Below are 19,473 nucleotides of genomic sequence, written 5' to 3'. Positions count from 1 at the left end.
GCCGGTCGGATCACGCCCCCCCCGCGGCCCCACCCCCTTCGGGGCCTAACCCCCCGCGCCCCGACCCCACCCCCGCCCGCACCTCGGTGTTTAAATGCTCAACCCGGGCTGGAGGTTGGGCTGGACGCGGCGGCGCAACATCACCTTGCGCGTGCCGTCGCGAAAGAGCTGCACTCGCGCCAGCTCCCATCCCGAGAACTCAGCCTGGATGGCCAGCTGCGCCGCAGCGGTCAACCGATCGACATTCGAAGGCAACCGGAGCGGCGCGTATTCGTAGTCCATGGCCACTAGACTGCACCCGTTCCGGGGCCTCCGACAAGCACTGACCAGCGCGTATTCACTCCGCGTACCCGAGGGGCGCCCGCCCTCGCGGATCTGGCCTGGTCAAAGCTGCCGCCGAGCCCGGAAGCTGCGGCGGCGATCACAGGACACCGTCCGTGACGACCGGGACGGCCGGCCCGGGCGCTCCCGGCTTGAGGCGCGGGACAGCATCTCCACCAGCGGCGCGTGCGGTTCGATCACGCGAGGTATCCCATCGTCAGCCGGCCAGGCCGGAGGACCAGGCCCAGGCCACGATCTCGACCCGGTTGCGGACACCCAGTTTGGACTGGATGGCGGCCAGGTGGCCCTTCACGGTGCTGAGCGAGATGAACAGGTCGGCGGCGATCTCCCGGTTGGTGCGGCCGCTCGCCAGGCAGCGGGCGACCTCCTCCTCCCGGTCGGAGAGGGGTACGGCCGGGGGCGGGGCGGGCGGGGCGGCCAGGTTGCGGAGCAGGCGGACGGTGACGGCGGGCGAGATGAGGGCGTCGCCGGCGTGAGCGGCGCGGACGGCCTCGATCAGGAGGGCGGCTCCGGCGTCCTTCAGGAGGAAGCCGGCCGCTCCCCCGCGCAAGGCGCCGTGGACGTAGTCGTCCTGGTCGAAGGTGGTGACCACGACGACCTTGAGCGGGTCGACGACGTCGGGGCCGGCGAGGGCCCGGGTGACGTCGAGGCCGTTCAGGCGCGGCATCCGGATGTCGACGAGGCTGACGTCGGGGCGCAGGCGGCGGGCCGCCTCGATCGCTTCGACGCCGTCGGCGGCCTCGGCGACGACGTCGATGTCGTCCTGGTCGTCGAGGATGAGCCGCATGCTGTGGCGGATGAGGGCCTGATCGTCGGCGATCAGCACGCGGATCGTCACGGGACAACCCGGATAGCGGCCGTTATCGCCCAGCCTCCGCCGGGCCGGGGTCCCGCTTCGAGCCGGCCGCCGAGGGCGTGGACGCGCTCGGCCATCCCGATCAGTCCGTAGCCGCTCCGGTAGCTCCGGGCCGGGCCGTCGTCGGCGATCGTGACGGTCAGCTCGTCGTCGCTCCGGTGGACCGCGATGTCGACCGTCCGGGCCTGGGATGCGTGCCGCAGCACATTGGTCAGCCCCTCCTGGACGATCCGGTAGACCGTGCTCCGGACCGCCGGCGGCAGCTCGCGGTCGTCGGACGCGGGCGCGAACGGGCCGAGGGTGGCGCGCACCTCCGGGGCGCCGGGCCGCGCCGTGAAGTTGCGGATCAGCTCGGCCGGCGACGGCGGGCCGGGGAGGGTCGGGGCGCCGTCTTCGGAGGAGTCGCGGAGCAGGCCGACGACACGGCGCATGGCGGTCAGCGCGTCGGCGCCCGAGGTTTCGATGCCGGCCAGCTCGTCATCGACCCGGGACGCGTCCTGGCGGGCCACGACACGGGCCGCCTGGGCCTTCAGGACGAGGCCGGTCAGGTGGTGGGCGGCGAGGTCGTGCAGTTCGCGGGCGAGGTCGAGACGCTCGTCGCGGCGCACCTCGTCGAGCGCCGCCCGCCGCTGCGCGTCACGCAGCCGCAGCCCCAGACCCGCGGCCACCGCGGTGAGCCAGCCGAGTGCCGCGAGCACGGTGATCACATCGAGGCCCGAGCCGTACGGCCGGGTACACAGCCCCGCCACGACGACCACGACGAGTCCACACCCGGCCGCAACAGCCGCCCGCGGCAGCCCGCCCACGCGCAGCTCGTTCTGATGAGGCCGCTCCCAGCGGATCGCTGACGTGACGAGCACGGCCAGCGCGAGGACGGTGGCCGGGCCGGGCTCGTGCGGCAGGTGGGTCAGCCGGGCGGCGACGATCCCCGCCAGGGCGACCGCCGAGCCGGCGACGGCGTAGGCGGCGGGATGACGGTGCCGGCGCAGGGCCAGCACGCCGACGGTCACGCCGATGACCAGGTCGAGGAGCCAGGACGTGCCGCCCCAGCTTCCGGCCAGCGCGACCGCGGTGCCCAGCAGCGTCACCGCGAGGACCGCCCCGAGAAGGGCGTCGAGGAGTCCGCGTCGGGAGGTCATAGGGCGACGGTAGGGGATCCGGGTGGCCGGGAGTACCGGTCAAAAGGCAGGTCTCGGCGGTGGCGATCGGTTCCTGCGGCAGATGCCGGGCCGGGGCCGGGGAAACACGCTCTACGGCATGCCAACGAACATTGCGGTCACGACGGTGGGCCTGACGAAACGGTATGGGCGGACCACCGCCCTGCGGGACTGCACCATCGAGGTGCCGGCCGGGCGGGTGGTGGGGCTGGTCGGGCCGAACGGGGCCGGGAAGTCGACGCTTCTGCGGCTGTGCTGCGGGCTGGCGCGGCCCACCGCGGGGACGGTCACGGTGCTCGGCGGCCGGCCGGGGGCGCAGCTCGGGAAGGTCGGGTTCGTGGCTCAGCAGACGCCGGTCTATGCCGGGCTGACCGTCGGGGAGCACCTGCGGATGGGTGAGCGGCTCAACCCGGGGTGGGACGGGGAGCTGGCGCGAAGGCGGACCGTCCGGGCCGGGCTCGATCCGCGGGCGCGGGCGGGCGGGCTGTCGGGCGGCCAGCGGGCTCAGCTGGCGTTGACGATCGCGGCGGCCAAGCGGCCGGAGCTGCTGATCCTGGATGAGCCGGCGGCCGCGCTCGATCCGCTCGCCCGGGACGACTTCATCGGCGACCTGCTCTCGGCCGTGGGTGAGCTGGGCGCCACCGCGATCCTGTCGTCGCACCTGCTCGGTGACGTCGCGCGGGCCTGTGACCACCTGATCGTGCTGGCGGAGGCGCGGGTCGCGCTGGCCGGCGGCGTACGGGAACTGCTGGAGGAACATCGGTGGGTGACCGGGCCGCGGGGCCGCAGGGTCGCGCGGGGTGCCGGAGGGGATCCGGTTTCGGTCGAGGATCTGGCGCTCGCCTACCTGGGCGGGGCGCGATGATCTGGTTCGGCTGGCGGCAGTTCCGGGGCGCGGCGATCACCGGCTCGGTCGTTCTCGTGATCGCGGCGGCCGCGATGGTGATCGTCGGCCTCCGCCTCCGCGGCGCCGGCGACCCGGCCGGCTATCAGTCACTGATCTATGCGCTGGACGCTCTCATCGTCGTCGCGCCGGCCGTGCTGGGGCTGTTCTGGGGCGCGCCGCTGGTCGCGAAGGAGCTGGAGACCGGCACCGCGGCTCTGGTGTGGAGCCAGAGCGTGACCAGGAGAAAGTGGCTGGCCGTGAAGCTGGCGGTGGTCGGTGCGGCCGGGCTGATCACCGGCTCGGCGATGAGCCTCCTGCTGGGCTGGGCCGCGGCGCCGCTCGACCGGGTCGACCAGCAGCGGTTCACGACGGTCTTCTTCGGGACGCGGGGGCTGGTGCCCGCGGCGTACGCGATCTTCGCCGTTCTTCTCGGCGTGACGCTCGGTCCGCTGGTCCGGCGGACGGTGCCGGCGATGGCGCTCACCGCGGTCGCCTTCGTGGTCGTTCAGGTCCTGATGCCGAACGTCGTGCGGCCTCATCTGCTGCCGCCGCGCACGACGGCCGTCCCGGTGACCGCGGCGGTGGTCCGCGGTCTCACCCGGCTGGGCCGGGAGCCGACCATCGGAGGACTGAAGATTCCCGGCGCGTGGGTGATCTCGAACAGCGACCTCCGCACGGCGAATGATCAAAGAGTCGCCCAGGAGAAGTACGCCGAGTGCGTGAACGGGCCGTTCGACGGGATTCCGGAATGCCTCGGACGACTGAACCTGCACGTTGATATCGCCTATCAGCCGGCCGGCCGGTATTGGGCATTCCAGTGGCTGGAGACGGCGGCCTATCTCGTGCTGGCCGCCCTGCTCGCGCTGATTGCCGGATTTCGTGTCACGCGGGTGACCGGCTGATCGTCGGATCAACGACTCCGGCGGCTCTTCCGGGGTCGCCGGAGTGGATTCTTTACAGAAGCGGGGGTGTCCCAGGCAAGCCGATCATGATAAGGCAGTGGTCGTCTCGCAAATGGGGCGCGGGGGGACGGCAGTGTCCGAAGGGGGCAGTAGTCTGGGGTCAACGGCATGAGCACAGCGTGCCGGGCCGATTTCATGGGCCGGGTTCCATACAGCAGGAGGCAGCACGGGTGGCCAGTGTCGCCGAGGTCAGAGCGGCCGTGGATGCCGCACTCGCCCAGGTCACGGAGGGTCAGGCCGCGATTCAGGCGGCGCGGGAGAAGATCGGTGAGGCCCAGCAGAGTCTCGCCGCCGCGCTCGACGGCAGCGCCAACGACGCGGTCGGTGCCGCGCACGCCTCGCTGTCGCAGGCCGACCAGTCGCTCGAGGAATGCCTCGGCGCCACGCTGCTCGCGGTCGAGCAGGCCCAGACCTACACGGCGATGCTCTGACGCGATGTCGCTGATCCAGGAACTCGGCGCCCGGCTTCGCGCGACCTCCGACGAGCTGCCCACCGGGCTGGTCACGGCCGCGATGGAGAAGCTGCGCAGTGCCACCGAGATCCTCATGTGGGTGCGCGAGACCTCGGTCGACCCGATCGGCGTACCTCAGCTGGGCAACGCGACCGAGCACGCCGAGCGGGCGGCGGCGGCGTTGCGCGTCGCCCAGGACGCGATCGCGACCTATCTGGCGACGGTCGGGTTGACGGGTGACGCGAGCGCGCCGCCGTCCGGGGAATGGCGCGCCGCGCTCGACAAGCCGGTCCAAACGGACTCTTCCGAAGCGCCACCGCCTCCGGAGAAGCTCGGCCCGTGGTGGCAGAAGCGGGTCACCGAACTCACCGGCGAGCCCGCGCCCGACACCTCCGGCGACAAAACGGACACGGCTGAACTTCTGCGCAACGTCGCGAGCGGCGTGCGGGCGGGCGACCGGGCCCGGGTCGGCCGCGACCTGCACTCGGTCAACGCCTCGACCGGACTGGCACTGTCCGCGGTGACCCCGCCGGTGCTGCACCGGCTGGCCGGCGACCTGCTCGGCCACGAACCGCGACCGGACGATGTACCCCGGCTGCGTACCGCCGCCGAGGGCCGGGTTCGCTCTATGCTTCCGGGCACCTCACCGGCCGTTCTGGAAACCCTGATCGACCGGATCTGCCGGGTGCCGGTGACCTCCGGCTCCCGCCCGGCCGGGCACCCCGCGGACAACGCCGTCACCGCGAGCGTGCTCACCGGAGTCCTGCTGGCCCGGTTGGGACGCGACGCGTCGGCCCTCGACCCGAGTGCGCCCGAACCGTTACGCCGCCCCGCCGAGCCAACTGAACAGCGATGAACCCTCCTACTAGGACAATCCAGCGCTATGGCTGACTCCACCAACCAGCAGGTGCTGGACGTCCGAGCCGGTCTGTCGCACGCCCTGGGCGCGGCGGCCACCTCCCTGCACGACGCCCAGGAAGACCGCGAGAAGGCGCTCGCCCGCCTGCGACGGGTCATCTCCGCCGCCACGGCCCGCCGCGACAAGGTCGCGACGGCCCGCGACGAACGGCTCCGCGAGATCGACGAGCGCCATCGGTCCGACCTGGCGGCGTACGCCGAAGCGGCCGCCAACGCCGCCAACCGGGCCGCACCCGGCGCCGCGGGCGACGAGTGGACCGACTGGCAGCCGACGCCGCTCGAGCTCGCCGCCGAACTACGGGTCGGCCGCCTCCTGCTGCCGCACCCGGAGCCGGTGCCGGCCCTCGTGCCGCTGCTCGACCACGGTCACGTCGTCGTGCGCGGCGACCGGCGGCCCGGCGACGACGTGGTGGCCGGGCTGCTGCTGCGGGCCCTCGGCACCGCCGCGCCCGGCCGGGTGCAGCTGATCGGCTGGGATCCCGAACATCTCGGTGGTGGTCTCGCCGGCTTCGCGCCGCTCGCCCCGGCGGGCGTGCTCACCTTCACCCCGCCCGCGGGGCTGGGCTCGCTGCTCGACACCCTCACCGATCACGTACGCCGGATCAACGAGTCGGTTCTCGCCGGCGAATACCACTCGCTGCGTGAACTGGCCGCGGCCACCCACCGGCGGCCCGAGCCGTGGCGGGTCGCGGTGCTGCTCGGCGCCGGCGAGCTCAGCCGGCACGAGCAGGCCCAGCTGCAGCGGCTGCTGCGCACCGGGGCGGCCTGCGGCGTACACCTGGTCATCCGGGGGCTGCCGGTCGAAGCGGCCGACGGCATCGAGTTCATCACCGCCGCCGAGGGCGACCAGGCGCGGCTGAGCAGTGCCGGCTCCCTGCCCGTACGGCTGGATGGCGGGCCGCCGCAGGCGGTCCTGACCGCGACGTGCCGCCGCATCGCCGAAGCCGTCGCGGCCGGCCCCGCCCCGGTGGCCCTCGACAGCCTGCTGCCGGCGCAGGAATGGCAGGAGAACTCGGCGACCGGGCTGACCGCGCCGCTCGGCGACAACCCGCAGGGCATGCCGGTGCCGGTGACGCTGGCCGACTACCCGCCGCACGCGCTGATCGCCGGGCCGTCCGGCACCGGCAAGACCAACCTGATCTATGCCTGGATGGGCGCGCTGGCCGCCCGCTACTCCCCCGGCGAGCTGGCGTTCTATCTGCTCGACTTCAAGGAGGGCGTCTCGTTCGCCCGGTTCGCGCCCGGGCGGCGCGACCCGAGCTGGCTCCCCCACGTGCGCCTGGTCGGCCTCAACGTCAACACCGACCGGGAGTTCGGGCTCGCCCTGCTCCGCTTCCTCGGCGACGAACTGCGCCGCCGGGCCGACGCGGCCAAACGCCACGAGGCGACCAACCTGGCCGAGCTGCGGGCGGAAGACCCCGAGGGCCAGTGGCCGCGGATCGTCGCGGTGGTCGACGAGTTCCAGGTGCTGCTGGCCGGCCGCGACGCGGTCGCCACCGAGGCGGTCGACCTCCTCGAAGACCTCGCCCGCCGCGGCCGCTCCCAGGGCATCCACATGATCCTGGCGTCGCAGGACGTCTCCGGCATCGAGGCGCTCTGGGGCCGTCCCGCCCTGGTCGCCCAGTTCTCGCTGCGGATCGCCCTGCCCCGGGCCAAGCGCGTGCTGGCCGAGACCAACTCGGCCGCCGAGTCACTGCCCCGCTATCACGCGGTGGTCAACGCCGACTCGGGCGCGACCGAAGCCAACCAGATCGTCCGGGTGCCGGCGGCCGGCGACCGCGACCGGTGGAACGCCCTGCAGCACCGGCTGTGGCGCCAGCGGCCGAAGGAGATGAGCCCGCCCCGGCTGTTCGACGGCGACGCGGTCCCCCGGCTCACCGACAGCCTCGACTACCAGGCCCTGGTGGCCGGCGACTCGGTGCAGGCCCCGATGGTGCTGCTGGGCGAGACGATCGACGTGGCGGCCCGGTCGGCGCGAACGGTGCTGCGCCGGGCGCCCGGCCGCAACCTGGCCATCCTCGGCACCCGAATGGACGAGGCGACGGCCATCCTGGCGACCGCCGGGCGCTCGCTGAGCGCCCAGTTCGCCCCCGAGATGGCCCGGTTCTCCATCGTCTGCCTCGACCAGGACGCCCGCGTCTTCGCCGAGAGCCTGCGCGCCGAACTGCCCGACTCCGGCTACTACGACCTCGACAACGTGGACTGGCTGCTCGAAGACGTGGCCGGCGAGGCGTCGATGTCGTGGCCGGCCGACCGGCCCCACTTCATCCTGATCTACGCGGCCGACGCGCTGCCGATGAACCGCAACGTCGAGCTGCGCACGGTCCTGCGGCAAGGACCGGAGCGGCGCATCCACGTGATCGGCTGGTGGCGCGGGGCGGCTCTGCTGCGCGAGGCACTCGGCGGCCAGGCGTCCCGCACCGACCCGATCGGCTCGTGGGTCGCCCTCGACGTGCACGGCAGCGAACTGGCGCCCTACTATCCCGGCGCGGGAGCCCCCGCCTGGTACCCGCGGCCCTGGCGCGCCCTCCACTTCGACCGCTCGGTGCACCGCGGCGCCGAGGTGATCATTCCGTACGGTGCCTCATGAGCGAGATCCAGCCGGCCGACTTCGACACCGCCGACTACCGCAGCGTCCTGCGCCGCCTGACCACCCTCGACGACGAGGCGGCCGGCCTGCGCGCCGAGGCCGAACGCTGGCACGACGAACGCCTCTCGGCGGCCGACCAGGCGGTGGCCGAGGCCCGGGCGTCACTGGCCGAGGCCGAGGCCACGGTGATCGAGGCCCAGCGCGACTTCGAGGCCATCGACGCCAAGGCCAACAACCTGTGGCTGGAGTTCGTCCACAAAGTGGGCCCGCCGGCCGAACGCTACGGCCGCACCCTGCCGCCGGCCGCCATACCCCGCCAGCGCGGCGACCGCGCCGCCGCGGACTACCTCGACGAGGTCGCCACCCGGGTGTCGTACGTGCCGCCGGCCCGCCCGATCAACACCGGGGTGAAGTTCCTGTTCGGCGTCTTCGGCTTCCTCAGCGGAGTGGTCGGCGTCCTCGCCTACCAGCTGCTGCGCGACAAGACAGGCACCCCGACGGCCGGCACCTGGCGCGACGCGCTGCCGGTGATCGCGCTGGTGGTGCTGCTGGCCTGTCCGGTCCTGGCCGTGGTGGCGGCCAAGAAGGTGGCCGACCGCCGGGGAGTCGGCCTGACCGCCGGCGCCTTCGGCATAGTCCTGCTGACCGGCCTGATCACGGCGGCGCTGTTCCTGGCCGCCCTCCGCACCTAGCGCTCGGGAAAGGCGTCGGCCAGATCACGAATCAACTCGGCCGCGGTACGAAAGTAGCGGGCGTGAGTCCGCCGAATCGCCGCGGCCGAATCGGCTTCGAGGACGACGATCTCGATGTCCTTGTTCCGCATGTGCTCACGCTCAAGCCGGAAGCGCTCCTTGAGGGCGGCCCCGTTGTCGGAGAACTCCCGCTCGGCCAGAAGCTTTCCCCGCGCCCGGTCATAGACCAACAGATAGCTGTTCATACCGATCGCCCCTCCTTGTCGACCGCCTCGGCCATCCGGGCGAGGAACTGGCGAGGCGCGCCCTCGGCGCGCCTTGAAGATGACTCGTACGCAAGGTACATGGCTCGTTGGCCCTCCGTAACCTCGTCCTCACCGTCCACGGACGCGCCGGAATGTCGGCGATCCAGCCAGGCACGGGCGGCCCGGACCTCGTCCGAACCCAGCGCTTCCTCATATGCGGCGACGAGCCTGCTCGCCTGCATCATCGTCGCGACCAACTCGCGTCGCTTACCGGCGTTCTCCGCATCGCGGGCACCGTCGCCGGGGTCGCCACCGTAGCGAATCTGGCGCCCCCAATAGTCCGCAAGGCGCTCGAAGATTTGGGCCCACATGTTCTGAAGCTCGGTTCGGAACTGAACCTCGACCGGCATTCCGTCAATCTTCACAACCACGTGAACCGCGCGATAACCGGCCCGCGGATCGGCCCTCCGGTCGATCACCGCCGTTGCTTGATCAGCCGCGGCGCATCTCGCGCGGAAGGCCTCGACCGTTCCATCCTGATCCCTGATGTCACCGGCCAGCACTACCCGCGCGCCGGCGAGGTCCTGCACGGTCTTCAGGCAGAAGCTGCGTTCGCGCCGCAATTTGTCGACGATCGTTCCCATCGTCTTCAGCCGGCCGATCGGCTGGAAACCGAGATCACCAAGATGCTGCTTCACGACTTTCAGCGCCTGGCCGTAGGCACCGAGAACGGCCGCGAGAAGGTCGCGATCCTCGGGACCTATCTCGTCGGCGTCTCGGAGGCGGTTGCCGAGTTTGTCCAGCTGGGTCTTGCTGATCGGCAGCTCTGCCACTAGGCGAACGTACACTAGTCGCTGGACATCCCCCAAGCGGTATTGCTCGTCGATCGCCGGCCCGGGGTCTGGAAGGACGGTCTCACCGAGGACGCCGGGCGCTAACCGGGGACGACCAGGCCCTCGCGCAGGAGGCGGCGGGCCAGCACCAGGCGGTCGCCGTCGTCGTCGAGGGGGAGGTCGCCTACACGCTGGGAGCCGCCGGAGAGGGCGATGCGGACGGACGGCCCGCAGTAGGCCGGGAAGCGCAGCGTGCGGCCGACCAGGCAGAGCACGACGTCGTCGGCGCCCTCGTCGACCAGGCGCCAGCGCAGGCCCTCGCGGACCACGATCTCGCTGTCCGGCGTGAGCCGCTCGGCGAAGTCGAGCTGGGCCAGCGGGGCGATCGGCTCGGGGCGGCTGGCCGGCCAGACGCGGTCGCGCAGGCGGGCCGCCACGTCGGCCGGGTCGGTGCTGGTCAGCCAGTCGCGCAGGACCTCGACGGTCTCGGTCAGCTCCGGCTCGATCGCGTCGGGGTCGCCCGGGTCGAGGGCGTACGGCAGGGTGGCGCGCAGGCGGGTCTCCCGGGCGGCCATCTGCAGGAGTTCCTCGACCAGGGCGTACCGGGTCAGCGAGCGGATCCCGATCGTCAGGTGCAGCGACCGGCTGCCCTGGGCCTCGGCCGAGTGGAGCCAGCCGCGCGGCAGATAGAGGGCGTCGCCGGGGGCCAGGGTCACGTCGATGGCGGGCTCGCCCTCGGCGGTGGCGGCCACCTCGTCGGCGCGGCCGCCCCACGCCTGCTGTTCGATCGGGTCGGGCAGGACCGGCTCGTGGATCCGCCAGTGCTTGGTGCCGTCGACCTGGAGCACGAAGACGTCGTGGGTGTCGTAGTGGGTGCTGAAGCCGCGGCTGCCGGGCGGGGTCAGGTAGGCGTTGACCTGCAGCGGCCGGCGCAGCTGTTCGCCCAGTCTCCGGGCGTAGTCGATCAGGGGCGGCCAGAGGCGGTGCAGGCCCTGGAGGACCAGGGTGGCGCCGTCGGCGTACAGGCGCAGGATCTTGTCGTCGACGACCTGGTCGCCGATCTCGGCGCCGGCCCCGCCGGAGCCGGTGAAGCCCGCGGCCGGCAGCACCTTGCCCTGCTGGGCGACGCGCAGGAACGGGGTGCGCAGGCCGCGGCGGCTGAGCAGTTCGTCGACCGCGTCCGGGGAGAGCAGGTCGGTGAAGCCGGAGCCACCCAGCTCGGCGGCCCGCGACACCAGTGGGGCCCGGCCCCAGTAGGAGGTGCCGAACTTGGCCGGTTCCACCGTGATCAGACGGGAGAGCGCCGGGCGGGCGCCCGGCGCATCGATCGTCATCCCGCAGTCCTCAGGACGCGCTGCCGTCGGCGCCGCCGTCGTGCCCGCCCGGGTTGGCGCCGCCGTCGGCCGGGCCTTCGCCGCCGGCCGAGCCGTCCGCGCCACCGTCGTGGCCGCCGGTGTTGGCACCGCCGTCGGCCGGGCCCTCGCCGGCCGAGCCGTCCGCGCCACCGTCGTGGCCGGCCGGGTTCGCGCCGCCGTCGGCGGGACCCTCGTTGCCCGCACCGGACGAGCCGGTGGTGATGTCGTCGTCGCTAAGTGCCATCAGACGCTCCTTAAGCCAACAGTGAGGTTCCCCGTCGTACCCCGAGCCGATCACGTCTAACCCGCCCGCGGGGCGGGTATGCGCCACCTTGTGCTGAGTATCGGGACCTCGGGCTGGCAGTACCGGGACTGGCGGGGAAGGTTCTATCCGGACGGGCTGCCGCAGCGGCTCTGGCTGGAGCACTACGCCGCGCACTTCTCGGTGGTCGAGATCAACAACGCGTTCTACCGGCTGCCCGAGCGGTCGACGTTCGAGAAGTGGCGGGAGCGGACGCCGGACGAGTTCCGGTTCGCGGTCAAGATGAGCCGCTACCTGACCCACGTGAAGCGGCTGCGGGAGCCGGCCGAGCCGGTCGCGCGGTTCCTCGACCGGGCGAAGGGGCTGGGCGACAAGCTGGGGCCGGTGCTGCTGCAACTGCCGCCGACCATGAAGGCCGACCTGGCCGCCCTCGACGAGACCCTGAAGCAGTTTCCGGGCCACGTCCGGGTGGCGGTCGAGCCGCGGCACAAGACGTGGTTCACCGACGAGTGCCGGGACCTGCTGCGGACCCACGGGGCCGCGCTGTGCTGGGCGGATCGCCTCGGGCGGCCGGTCACGCCGCTCTGGGTCACCGCCGACTTCGGCTACCTGCGCATGCACGAGGGTCGCGCCCATCCGCGACCCCGCTACGGCAGGAGCGCCTTGCGGACGTGGGAACGCCGGCTTCGCGGCGTACGGGAAGGTTTTGCGTTTTTCAACAACGATCCGGGCGGCGCGGCAGTGACCGATGCCGACGCGATGATCGCGCTCCTTGACCGCTAGTCTGCGCGAAGATAGTCTTCGCGCAGACTAAAAGCGGGAGAGCGACATGTGGGAATACGAGCTCAGCGTGTGGACGGCCGCCCGACCCGACGCGGTGTGGCGGCGCTGGAGCGACATGGCGACGTGGCCGGAGTGGAACGACGGCGTCGAGACGATCAGCGTCGACGGGCCCTTCGCGGCGGGCACCCGTTTCACCATGACGCCGCCCGGCGAGGAGCCGATCGGCATGCGGCTGACCGAGGTCGTGCCGGGCGAGGTGTTCACCGACGAGATGGACGCCGGCGACTTCGTGGTGACCACCGTGCACCGGCTGGTCCCGTCGGAGGGCGGCACGACCATCGTCTATCGCACCGAGATCACCGGCGACGCACCCGACGGCCTGGGCCCGGCGATCACCGCCGACTTCCCCGAAGTGCTGGCCCGGCTGGCCGCGATCGCATGATCAACGACCCCGAGACCAGCCCCGGTTTCCTGCTCTGGCACGTGACCCTGCGCTGGCAGCGGGCGGTGGCGGCGGCGCTCGGGCCGCTCGGCCTGACCCACGTGCAGTTCGTGCTGCTGGCCTGCACGTGGTGGCTCAACACCCACGGCGAGACCGATCCGAACCAGCTTGCGGTGGCCCGCCAGGCCGGGACGGACGTCAAGATGACCTCGCAGGTGCTGGCTCGCCTCGAGGCGCGCCGGCTGATCATGCGGACGGTCGATCCCTCCGACACCCGGGCCAAGCTCCTGCGAATCACGCCGGCCGGCGCCGCGCTCGCCCAGCAGGCGATCACCGTGGTCGACGCGGTCGACGACGAGTTCTTCGGCCCGGTCGCCGATCGCCCGGGTCTGACCGAAATGCTCACTGCCCTACGCTGAACGCCGTGCCCACCATCGAGCTGAACGGCCGCGCGCCGGACGTCGCCGCGATCCAGCGGCTGGCGACCTGGAATTACGGACATTTCACCTCGATGCAGGTGCGCGGGTTCGCCGTGCGCGGGCTGGCGCTGCACCTGGCGCGGCTGTCCGACGGCAACGAGGAGTTCTTCGACTACCGGACGGGCATCGACGACGAGCAACGGGTGCTCGATCTGATCCGGCACGCGCTCGGCGACGAAGCGGACGCCTCGGTGCGGGTGGGCTTCGTGCCGCCGGCCGAGCGCGGGGCACCGCCGGACATCCTGGTCTCGGTGAGCGATCCGGCTCCGGACGCCGCCGGCCCGCCGCTTCGCGTCCGGACCGACGGCTATCGGCGAGACTGGCCGGCGCACAAGCACGCGGCGACGATGGGTTTGACGTACGCCGCCCTCCGCGCCAGGCGCGCGGGCTACGACGACGCCCTGTTCGTCGGCGCGGACAACCTGGTCAGCGAGGGTACGACGTGGAACGTCGCCTTCTACGACGGTGACCGCGTCATCTGGCCGCAGGCGCCGATGCTCAAGGGCGTGACGATGGTGCTGCTCCAGCTGGCCCTGTCCATGAACTCCACGCCGTGGACCCTGCGCCCGGTCGACGCCGTGGAACTGCCGCTGCTCGCCGGCGCGGCGGCCGTGAACTCGATCTGGCCGGCCCAGCCGATCGGCAGCATCGACGGGGTCCCGTTCCCGGCCGACGACAAGCTGGTGTCGTTGCTGCGGGAAGCGTGGGAGTCAGTCCCCTTCGACGCCCTCTAGCAGCTCGATCAGCTGGCTGGCGTTCTTCTGGGCATAGTCGGAGTAGCAATTGTTCATCAGGACATGCGTCTTATCCGCCTTATCGGACAAATCGCTCAATTTCGGCGCCCATTCCCGCAGTTCCTTCTTGGAGTACTCGTAGCCGAACTTCTCGTGGATGTCCTTGCTGGTCCACTTCTTGCTGTGCCCGTGGAAGCGGACCACGGCCAGGTCGGCCGTCGCCTCCAGCACCGGCGGAATCGACGACTTGTAGCCCTGCGGCATGTCCACGCAGACGAAGGCCAGCCGGTGCCGGCGGAGAAAGTCGAGCGTCTCCTCCTGGTTGTCGCCGTCGAACCAGGTGGCGTTGCGGAACTCGAAGACCGGAGTCAGCGGCTTGCAGCGGGCCGCCACCTCGAGCAGATAGTCCTTGTTGGACCGGCGGATGCCCCACCACGGCGGGAACTGAAACAGCAGCGCGCCCAGCTTGCCCGCTTCGACCAGCGGATCGAGGGCCGACAGGAAGCGGGACCAGACCTCTTCGTACGCCGGCTTCTCCAGGTCGTCCGGGTAGACGTTCTTCTTCTCGGTCTCCGGCCGCAGGTCCTTGTAGATCGCCGAGACCTTGGTCGGATGGCCGGTCAGCAGGCTGAACGCCTTGATGTTGAAGGTGAAGTGCTCGGGCGTGCGCTGGGCCCAGAGCCTCGTGGTCTGCTCGTTGGGCGGGCCGTAGTAGGTCGAGTCGACCTCGACGATCGGGAACTGTTCGGCGTAATAGGCGAGGCGCTTCTCGGCGGTGTCGGCGGTCTTCGGGTACCACCCCGACTCGAGCAGCGTCTTGTCGGTCCAGGACGCCGTGCCTACCTCGATGTCACCCATGGCTCGATTCTTGCTCCGCTACGCCGAACCCGCCGCCTTCGCCCGGGCAGCGGGTCCCGCGATCGCTTTTGTCAACCGGCGCCTCGATCGCTTTGGTCAGCCGGCGCCTCGGTCGCCTTTGTCAGCCGGCGCGGCGTTCGCGCACCTGCTTGCAGTTGACGCACGTGGTCGCCGAAGGGAAGACCTCCAGCCGCTCCACCGGGATCGGGTTGTGGCAGCCCTCGCAGTTGCCGTAGCTGCCGTCGTCGAGCCGCTGCATGGCCAGCTCGGCCTGGGTCCGCCGGTCGAGCAGGGTCCGCAGCAGGGAGGTCGCCGCGTCGCGCTCGGCGGTCTTGGACCCGCTGTCGGCCTGGTCGTCGCCCGCGGCGTCGCCGATCTCGGCCAGCCTCAGCTTGTGGTTCTCAGCCGCGGCGTCCTCGTATTCCGCGTTGAGATCGTCGAACCGTCCCCGCAGGATCGCCCGGATCTGCTCGATCTCCTCCGGTGTACGCCCCTTGACCGCGGCACCCTTACCCGTGATAACCGCTCCGTTGACGAGCATGCTCCCTGCCCTTCCCTTGCCCCTGCGGGTGGCTCCCCCGTGCCGGATCCATCGCACCGTGGCCCGGCCTTGTACCCTCCGCCGAAGATCCCAAACGGGCCCTCCGCTGAAAAAGTAACCGGAGCATAACTGTCAGTGGTGGCTTCCGCTACGGACTCGCTTCACTGACGTTCGACGACAAGGGCCGGGCGCCGCGGATCGTCGAGCCGGACGACCATGTCGGCGAACGAGGCCGGGTCGACCTCCTCGGCGTAGCGGGCGTAGGCCGGGAGGGTCCAGGCGTCGGCGGAGTCGGTGCGGCGGGCCAGGGCGGCCGGGGAGAGCTCCAGATGGACCGCCACGTCGAACACCAGACCCCCGCCGAGCAGCAGCGGACCGCTCACCAGCAGCACCGCGCCGGGTGGCAGATCCTGGTAGGGCTCACGGGTCGCGCGGTCGGTCTCGGCGTTCCAGAGGCGGGTCAGCACGCGGCCGGAACCGCCCGGGCCGGCCGGGTCGAGGACCTCGCGGGCCAGGCCGGCCTCGTCGAACCAGCCGGCGTAGAAGCTGTCCGGATTGCGGCGGCCGAACTCGAGACGCAGTGACGCGGGTCGCAGGAAATCCGCCGTACTGATCCGTATCGCGGGACGGCCGCCCGCCCGGAGCGGGCCGACGAGGGCGTCGGCGAGGCGCTCGGGGGCGGCCGCGGGCGGGCCGTCGATGCCCACCCGGAGGTGACTGTCGGGTTCCCGACTCAAGAGGAGATCGGCGAGTTCCTTGACCAGGATTTCGAACGAAACGGGGCGTACGCGCACCCCGCGAGGCTAGCCTCGCTCTTGTCCGGCGGCCTACTCGTGCGGCAGGACGACGACCCGCGCGTCGTCGGAGAGGCGGTAGCCGACGCCGTAGACCGTGGTGATCACCGGCAGGTTGCCGCCGAGCTTGAGGCGCAGGCGCCGCACGTGCACGTCGACCGTGCGCTCGCCGGTGTGCTCGTAGCCCCAGACGCCGGAGAGCAGCTGGCCGCGGGTGAAGACCCGGCGGGGCCGCTCGGCCAGGAAGAGCAAGAGGTCGAACTCGAGCCGGGTGAGCGCCAGCAGGTCGCCGTCGAGCATCACCTGACGGGACGCGGTGAGGATGCGCACCTCGGGCCCGGACGGCAGCGGCGGCTCCTCGCGCACCGGGACGGCCGGCTCGACCGTGACCGTGCCCTGGCTGAGCTCGACGAGCTCGCGCACCGCCTCGATCAACTTGTGGGCTTGCGGAAGCAGCGCCTCGCCGGCCAACGGAATGGCGACCGTGACCGTCAGGGCGGGCTCGCTGGGACGCCGCGTCGCCGAGCCTCGGCCGGGACCGGTGACATGGCGATTGATGCGTGGCGAAAGTGCACTGACCGGCATTTAGTTGAGCCCCCTGAAAATACATGTCGGCAACCGAATACGACCGATCACCCTCCGTAAATCCGCGAACGATAATTACGGCCGCGCGGTTGCCCGGTCAAGGCGGCAACCACACTGTGGGAAAATCGTTCCACAACAAGCTTGCCGCGTGGAAATGCGTTCCCGGTAACGGATTCTGTCAGACTGATTAAACATGGCCCAACGAGGGCCGTACGCTGCCCTTTCGTGCCGCGGGTCACACTATTTTTCGAGCTCGGTGAGACGGCCGCCACAAATCGTCGTCGATGCATTCTGTTTTCGGTGAGAAATGAAACAGCGGCGTTCCGGACCGGAACGCCGCTGTCTTTGGATCGTTAGAGCTTACTCACCGGTCGAGGTGAGACGGCGGCCGACCGCCGCGATCAGCCGGTCGAGTTCCGAGCCGAACGGGTTGTCGTGCACCAGATAGGTCCAGGTCGCGCTCGGCCGGACGATGTCGGCCCGCTCCGGCTCCCAGCCGTCACTGAGGTCGGTCTCCTCGAACGTCTCGATCGTGCGGCGCTCGATCTCGGTGAAGACCTTCTGGAACGCCGGGACCGCGGCCCGGTGGAACTCGTCGAGCGGGTCGAGCTTGCCCAGCGCCCGCAGGTGCACGCCCTCCCGCACCTCGTTGAGCTCGGCCAGGTGCTCGGCCCACAGCCGGTCGAGGTGGAACAGGGCGATCGACCGGGCGGCGTCCGACAGGACGTCCTCGTCGGTCTCCTTCGCCTTCTCGGGCGACCGCTCCAGCAGCATGATCGCGGCCACCTCGGAGGTCAGCAGCCGCTCCCGGCGCTCGGCCATCGCCACCCGCTGCTGCTCGATCACCACGCTGTAGCGCCAGGTGTTGCGGTGGATCTCGTGGTTGACACCCTCGGCGACCCGCTGCGCGTGCTCGACCGCGTAGTCGACCTGCGGGTCGTGCACGACACCGTCGATGTCCATCCGCGGCGAACGCGGCAGCGAGGAACCGGCGTGCCGGACGACCAGCTCGTCCTCCAGGCTCACGAAGAACACCGAGCGGCCCGGGTCGCCCTGCCGGCCGGCCCGGCCCCGCAGCTGGTCGTCGACCCGGCGGCTGTCGTGCCGGCCCGCGCCGATCACGTAGAGCCCGCCCAGCTCGACCACCTCGTCCCGGGTCGCCTCGTCGCTGCCGCCCAGGCGGATGTCGACACCCCGGCCGGCCATCTGGGTCGAGACGGTGACCGCGCCCAGCGCGCCCGCCTCGGCGATGATCGCGGCCTCCTCGGCGTCGTTCTTGGCGTTGAGCACCACCGACGGCACGCCGGCCGCCGCCAGCTGCTTGGCCAGCAACTCCGACGCCTTCACGTCGAGCGTGCCGACCAGCACCGGCCGGCCCGACTCGTGCGCGATCTTGATCTCCTCGACCAGCGCCTCATCGCGGGTCTCGTGAGCCGAGTAGATGCGGTCGTCGTCGTCCTCGCGGATGTTGCCGGTGTTGGACGGGATCACCGCGACCTCGAGCTTGAAGTACTCGCGGAGCTGCTCACCGACGTGCACGGCGGTCGCGGTCATGCCGCAGACCACCTTGTAGAGCGCGATGAACGCCTGCACGGTGATCGTGTCGAGGACCTCGCCCTCGGCGGTCGCGGTCAGGCCCTCCTTGGCCTCCACCGCCGCCTGCAGACCGTCCGGCCAGCGGCGGCGCTGAGCGACCCGGCCCCGCATCTCGTCGATCAGCTCGACCCCGCCGTTACGGACGATGTAGTCGACGTCGCGGCGCAGCAGGGCGTGGGCGTGCAGGGCCACGTTGACCGCGGAAAGGTGCTCGACCTGGTCGTCGGCGTACAGATCGATGCCGCCCAGCTGCTCCTCGAGCTTCTTCAGGCCGGAGTCGGTGAAGGCCACGCTGCGGCCGTCCTCCGCCACCTCGTAGTCCTTGCCGGCCCGCAGGTTACGCACCAGATCGGCCGCCTCGTGCACCGGGTCGGCCTCGGTGGCGACGCTGCCGGCCAGCACCATCGGCACCCGGGCCTCGTCGATCAGGATCGAGTCGGCCTCGTCGACGATCGCCGTCGCCAGCTCGCGCTGCACCCGGTCGGCCACGTCGGTGACCAACTGGTCACGCAGGTAGTCGAAGCCGGCCTCGCTGACCGAGATGTAGGTGACGTCGCACGCGTAGGCCTCGCGGCGCTCGTCGGGCGTAGACGTCTCGGTCACCCAGCCGACGCTCAGGCCGAGAAGTTTGTAGACCGGCTCCATCCACTCGGCGTCGCGGCGGGACAGATAGTCGTTGACGGTGAGCACGTGCACCGGGCCGTGCCCGAGACGGACATGCCCGTACGCCGCGACGGTCGCGGTCAGCGTCTTGCCCTCACCGGTCGCCATCTCGGCGACCCGGCCCGAGAGCAGCGCCATCGCGCCGAGCAGCTGCATGTCGAACGGCCGCTCCTCGAGCGCACGCCAGGCCGCCTCGCGCCCGATCGCGCAGATCTCGGTGAAATCGGAAGCCTCCTGGGCCGCCGCGGTCAGCCCCTCGTCATCGAGCTCGCGCAGCGCATCCTCACGGGCCTCGATGGCCGCCAGCCGCTTCTCGAACGGAGAAAGGTCGACCGTAGTGCCCGGACGCTGCACAAACTTGCGGAACCGGCTCTTCAGCCGCTGCGACACACCCATGGCGCGCAACGCTACTCGATTTTCCTGAAAGCTTGTCGACGACTCCCGGCAC

General features: G+C 71.3%; 22 protein-coding genes. 10 read left to right on the top strand and 12 right to left on the bottom strand.

Annotated elements, in window-relative coordinates; translation table 11 throughout:
• Positions 1-90 precede the first annotated feature (90 nt).
• The 3 genes from AB0M88_RS30795 to AB0M88_RS30785 form a co-directional block, all read right to left on the bottom strand.
• Positions 91-282, bottom strand: a complete 192-nt coding sequence (locus tag AB0M88_RS30795) for a DUF5703 family protein (RefSeq protein ID WP_364108419.1) — start codon at positions 280-282, stop codon at positions 91-93.
• Positions 283-538: 256 nt separating this feature from the next.
• The gene (locus AB0M88_RS30790) at positions 539-1,180 is read right to left on the bottom strand and encodes a response regulator transcription factor (protein ID WP_364108417.1); all 642 of its coding nucleotides are present in this window, start codon (positions 1,178-1,180) and stop codon (positions 539-541) included.
• Positions 1,177-2,337 carry a histidine kinase gene (locus tag AB0M88_RS30785; protein WP_364108415.1) on the bottom strand — a complete coding sequence of 387 codons (1,161 nt, stop codon included), beginning with the start codon at positions 2,335-2,337 and terminating at the stop codon, positions 1,177-1,179. Before AB0M88_RS30785 ends, AB0M88_RS30790 begins: the two co-directional genes overlap by 4 nt.
• 118 nt (positions 2,338-2,455) lie before the next feature.
• Here AB0M88_RS30785 and AB0M88_RS30780 point away from each other — a divergent pair, with 118 nt between their 5' ends.
• The 6 genes from AB0M88_RS30780 to AB0M88_RS30755 all read left to right on the top strand — a co-directional run bounded on the left by AB0M88_RS30780 (position 2,456) and on the right by AB0M88_RS30755 (position 8,855).
• Entirely contained in the window at positions 2,456-3,220 is a 765-nt protein-coding gene (locus AB0M88_RS30780) for an ABC transporter ATP-binding protein (RefSeq protein ID WP_364108414.1), read from the top strand.
• Positions 3,217-4,143 (top strand): transmembrane transport protein, encoded by a 927-nt coding sequence (locus AB0M88_RS30775; protein WP_364108412.1) that lies wholly within the window; start codon positions 3,217-3,219, stop codon positions 4,141-4,143. The genes AB0M88_RS30780 and AB0M88_RS30775 overlap by 4 nt, the downstream gene beginning before the upstream one ends.
• A 230-nt stretch (positions 4,144-4,373) precedes the next feature.
• Positions 4,374-4,634 (top strand): hypothetical protein, encoded by a 261-nt coding sequence (locus AB0M88_RS30770; protein ID WP_364108410.1) that lies wholly within the window; start codon positions 4,374-4,376, stop codon positions 4,632-4,634.
• Positions 4,635-4,638: 4 nt separating this feature from the next.
• On the top strand, positions 4,639-5,511 hold the full coding sequence (locus AB0M88_RS30765; RefSeq protein ID WP_364108408.1) for a hypothetical protein: 873 nt from the start codon (positions 4,639-4,641) through the stop codon (positions 5,509-5,511).
• Positions 5,512-5,538: 27 nt separating this feature from the next.
• Positions 5,539-8,163, top strand: coding sequence for an FtsK/SpoIIIE domain-containing protein (locus AB0M88_RS30760; RefSeq protein ID WP_364108406.1), 2,625 nt, complete (start codon positions 5,539-5,541; stop codon positions 8,161-8,163).
• Positions 8,160-8,855: a hypothetical protein gene (locus tag AB0M88_RS30755; RefSeq protein WP_364108403.1), complete on the top strand. Its 696-nt coding sequence runs from the start codon at positions 8,160-8,162 to the stop codon at positions 8,853-8,855. Before AB0M88_RS30760 ends, AB0M88_RS30755 begins: the two co-directional genes overlap by 4 nt.
• Here the strand turns inward: AB0M88_RS30755 and AB0M88_RS30750 are convergent.
• The 4 genes from AB0M88_RS30750 to AB0M88_RS30735 all read right to left on the bottom strand — a co-directional run bounded on the left by AB0M88_RS30750 (position 8,852) and on the right by AB0M88_RS30735 (position 11,532).
• The gene (locus tag AB0M88_RS30750) at positions 8,852-9,100 is read right to left on the bottom strand and encodes a hypothetical protein (protein ID WP_364108401.1); all 249 of its coding nucleotides are present in this window, start codon (positions 9,098-9,100) and stop codon (positions 8,852-8,854) included. The genes AB0M88_RS30755 and AB0M88_RS30750 overlap by 4 nt on opposite strands.
• Positions 9,097-9,933 carry a RelA/SpoT domain-containing protein gene (locus AB0M88_RS30745; RefSeq protein WP_364108399.1) on the bottom strand — a complete coding sequence of 279 codons (837 nt, stop codon included), beginning with the start codon at positions 9,931-9,933 and terminating at the stop codon, positions 9,097-9,099. Before AB0M88_RS30745 ends, AB0M88_RS30750 begins: the two co-directional genes overlap by 4 nt.
• A gap of 101 nt (positions 9,934-10,034) precedes the next feature.
• Complete coding sequence (locus tag AB0M88_RS30740) at positions 10,035-11,267, bottom strand: cupin domain-containing protein (RefSeq protein ID WP_364108397.1); 1,233 nt, start codon at positions 11,265-11,267, stop codon at positions 10,035-10,037.
• A 10-nt stretch (positions 11,268-11,277) separates the two neighbouring features.
• Positions 11,278-11,532, bottom strand: a complete 255-nt coding sequence (locus AB0M88_RS30735; protein ID WP_364108395.1) for a BatC protein — start codon at positions 11,530-11,532, stop codon at positions 11,278-11,280.
• A gap of 90 nt (positions 11,533-11,622) precedes the next feature.
• Between AB0M88_RS30735 and AB0M88_RS30730 the strand changes: the two genes are divergently transcribed.
• The 4 genes from AB0M88_RS30730 to AB0M88_RS30715 are packed head-to-tail and all read left to right on the top strand — an operon-like array spanning position 11,623 to position 13,988.
• Positions 11,623-12,333 (top strand): DUF72 domain-containing protein, encoded by a 711-nt coding sequence (locus AB0M88_RS30730; RefSeq protein WP_364108393.1) that lies wholly within the window; start codon positions 11,623-11,625, stop codon positions 12,331-12,333.
• Between the two features lie 46 nt (positions 12,334-12,379).
• On the top strand, positions 12,380-12,775 hold the full coding sequence (locus AB0M88_RS30725) for an SRPBCC family protein (RefSeq protein WP_364108391.1): 396 nt from the start codon (positions 12,380-12,382) through the stop codon (positions 12,773-12,775).
• Positions 12,772-13,194: a MarR family transcriptional regulator gene (locus AB0M88_RS30720; protein WP_364108389.1), complete on the top strand. Its 423-nt coding sequence runs from the start codon at positions 12,772-12,774 to the stop codon at positions 13,192-13,194. Before AB0M88_RS30725 ends, AB0M88_RS30720 begins: the two co-directional genes overlap by 4 nt.
• A gap of 5 nt (positions 13,195-13,199) precedes the next feature.
• On the top strand, positions 13,200-13,988 hold the full coding sequence (locus AB0M88_RS30715; protein WP_364108387.1) for an aminotransferase class IV: 789 nt from the start codon (positions 13,200-13,202) through the stop codon (positions 13,986-13,988).
• Here the strand turns inward: AB0M88_RS30715 and AB0M88_RS30710 are convergent.
• The 5 genes from AB0M88_RS30710 to secA2 all read right to left on the bottom strand — a co-directional run bounded on the left by AB0M88_RS30710 (position 13,965) and on the right by secA2 (position 19,421).
• Positions 13,965-14,846, bottom strand: coding sequence for a DUF72 domain-containing protein (locus tag AB0M88_RS30710; RefSeq protein ID WP_364108385.1), 882 nt, complete (start codon positions 14,844-14,846; stop codon positions 13,965-13,967). The two genes, AB0M88_RS30715 and AB0M88_RS30710, sit on opposite strands and share 24 nt — an antisense overlap.
• A gap of 121 nt (positions 14,847-14,967) precedes the next feature.
• Positions 14,968-15,387 carry a TraR/DksA C4-type zinc finger protein gene (locus AB0M88_RS30705; RefSeq protein ID WP_364108383.1) on the bottom strand — a complete coding sequence of 140 codons (420 nt, stop codon included), beginning with the start codon at positions 15,385-15,387 and terminating at the stop codon, positions 14,968-14,970.
• A gap of 161 nt (positions 15,388-15,548) precedes the next feature.
• Complete coding sequence (locus AB0M88_RS30700; RefSeq protein ID WP_364108381.1) at positions 15,549-16,181, bottom strand: uridine kinase; 633 nt, start codon at positions 16,179-16,181, stop codon at positions 15,549-15,551.
• A 33-nt stretch (positions 16,182-16,214) separates the two neighbouring features.
• Positions 16,215-16,766 carry a winged helix-turn-helix domain-containing protein gene (locus tag AB0M88_RS30695; RefSeq protein ID WP_364108379.1) on the bottom strand — a complete coding sequence of 184 codons (552 nt, stop codon included), beginning with the start codon at positions 16,764-16,766 and terminating at the stop codon, positions 16,215-16,217.
• Between the two features lie 360 nt (positions 16,767-17,126).
• Positions 17,127-19,421: an accessory Sec system translocase SecA2 gene (secA2, locus tag AB0M88_RS30690; protein ID WP_364108377.1), complete on the bottom strand. Its 2,295-nt coding sequence runs from the start codon at positions 19,419-19,421 to the stop codon at positions 17,127-17,129.
• Positions 19,422-19,473 lie beyond the last annotated feature (52 nt).

The organism is Actinoplanes sp. NPDC051411 (assembly GCF_040682075.1).
Lineage (GTDB): Bacteria > Actinomycetota > Actinomycetes > Mycobacteriales > Micromonosporaceae > Actinoplanes.
Note: the sequence above shows the minus strand (reverse complement) of the source record. Positions and strands in the feature narration are given on the sequence as shown.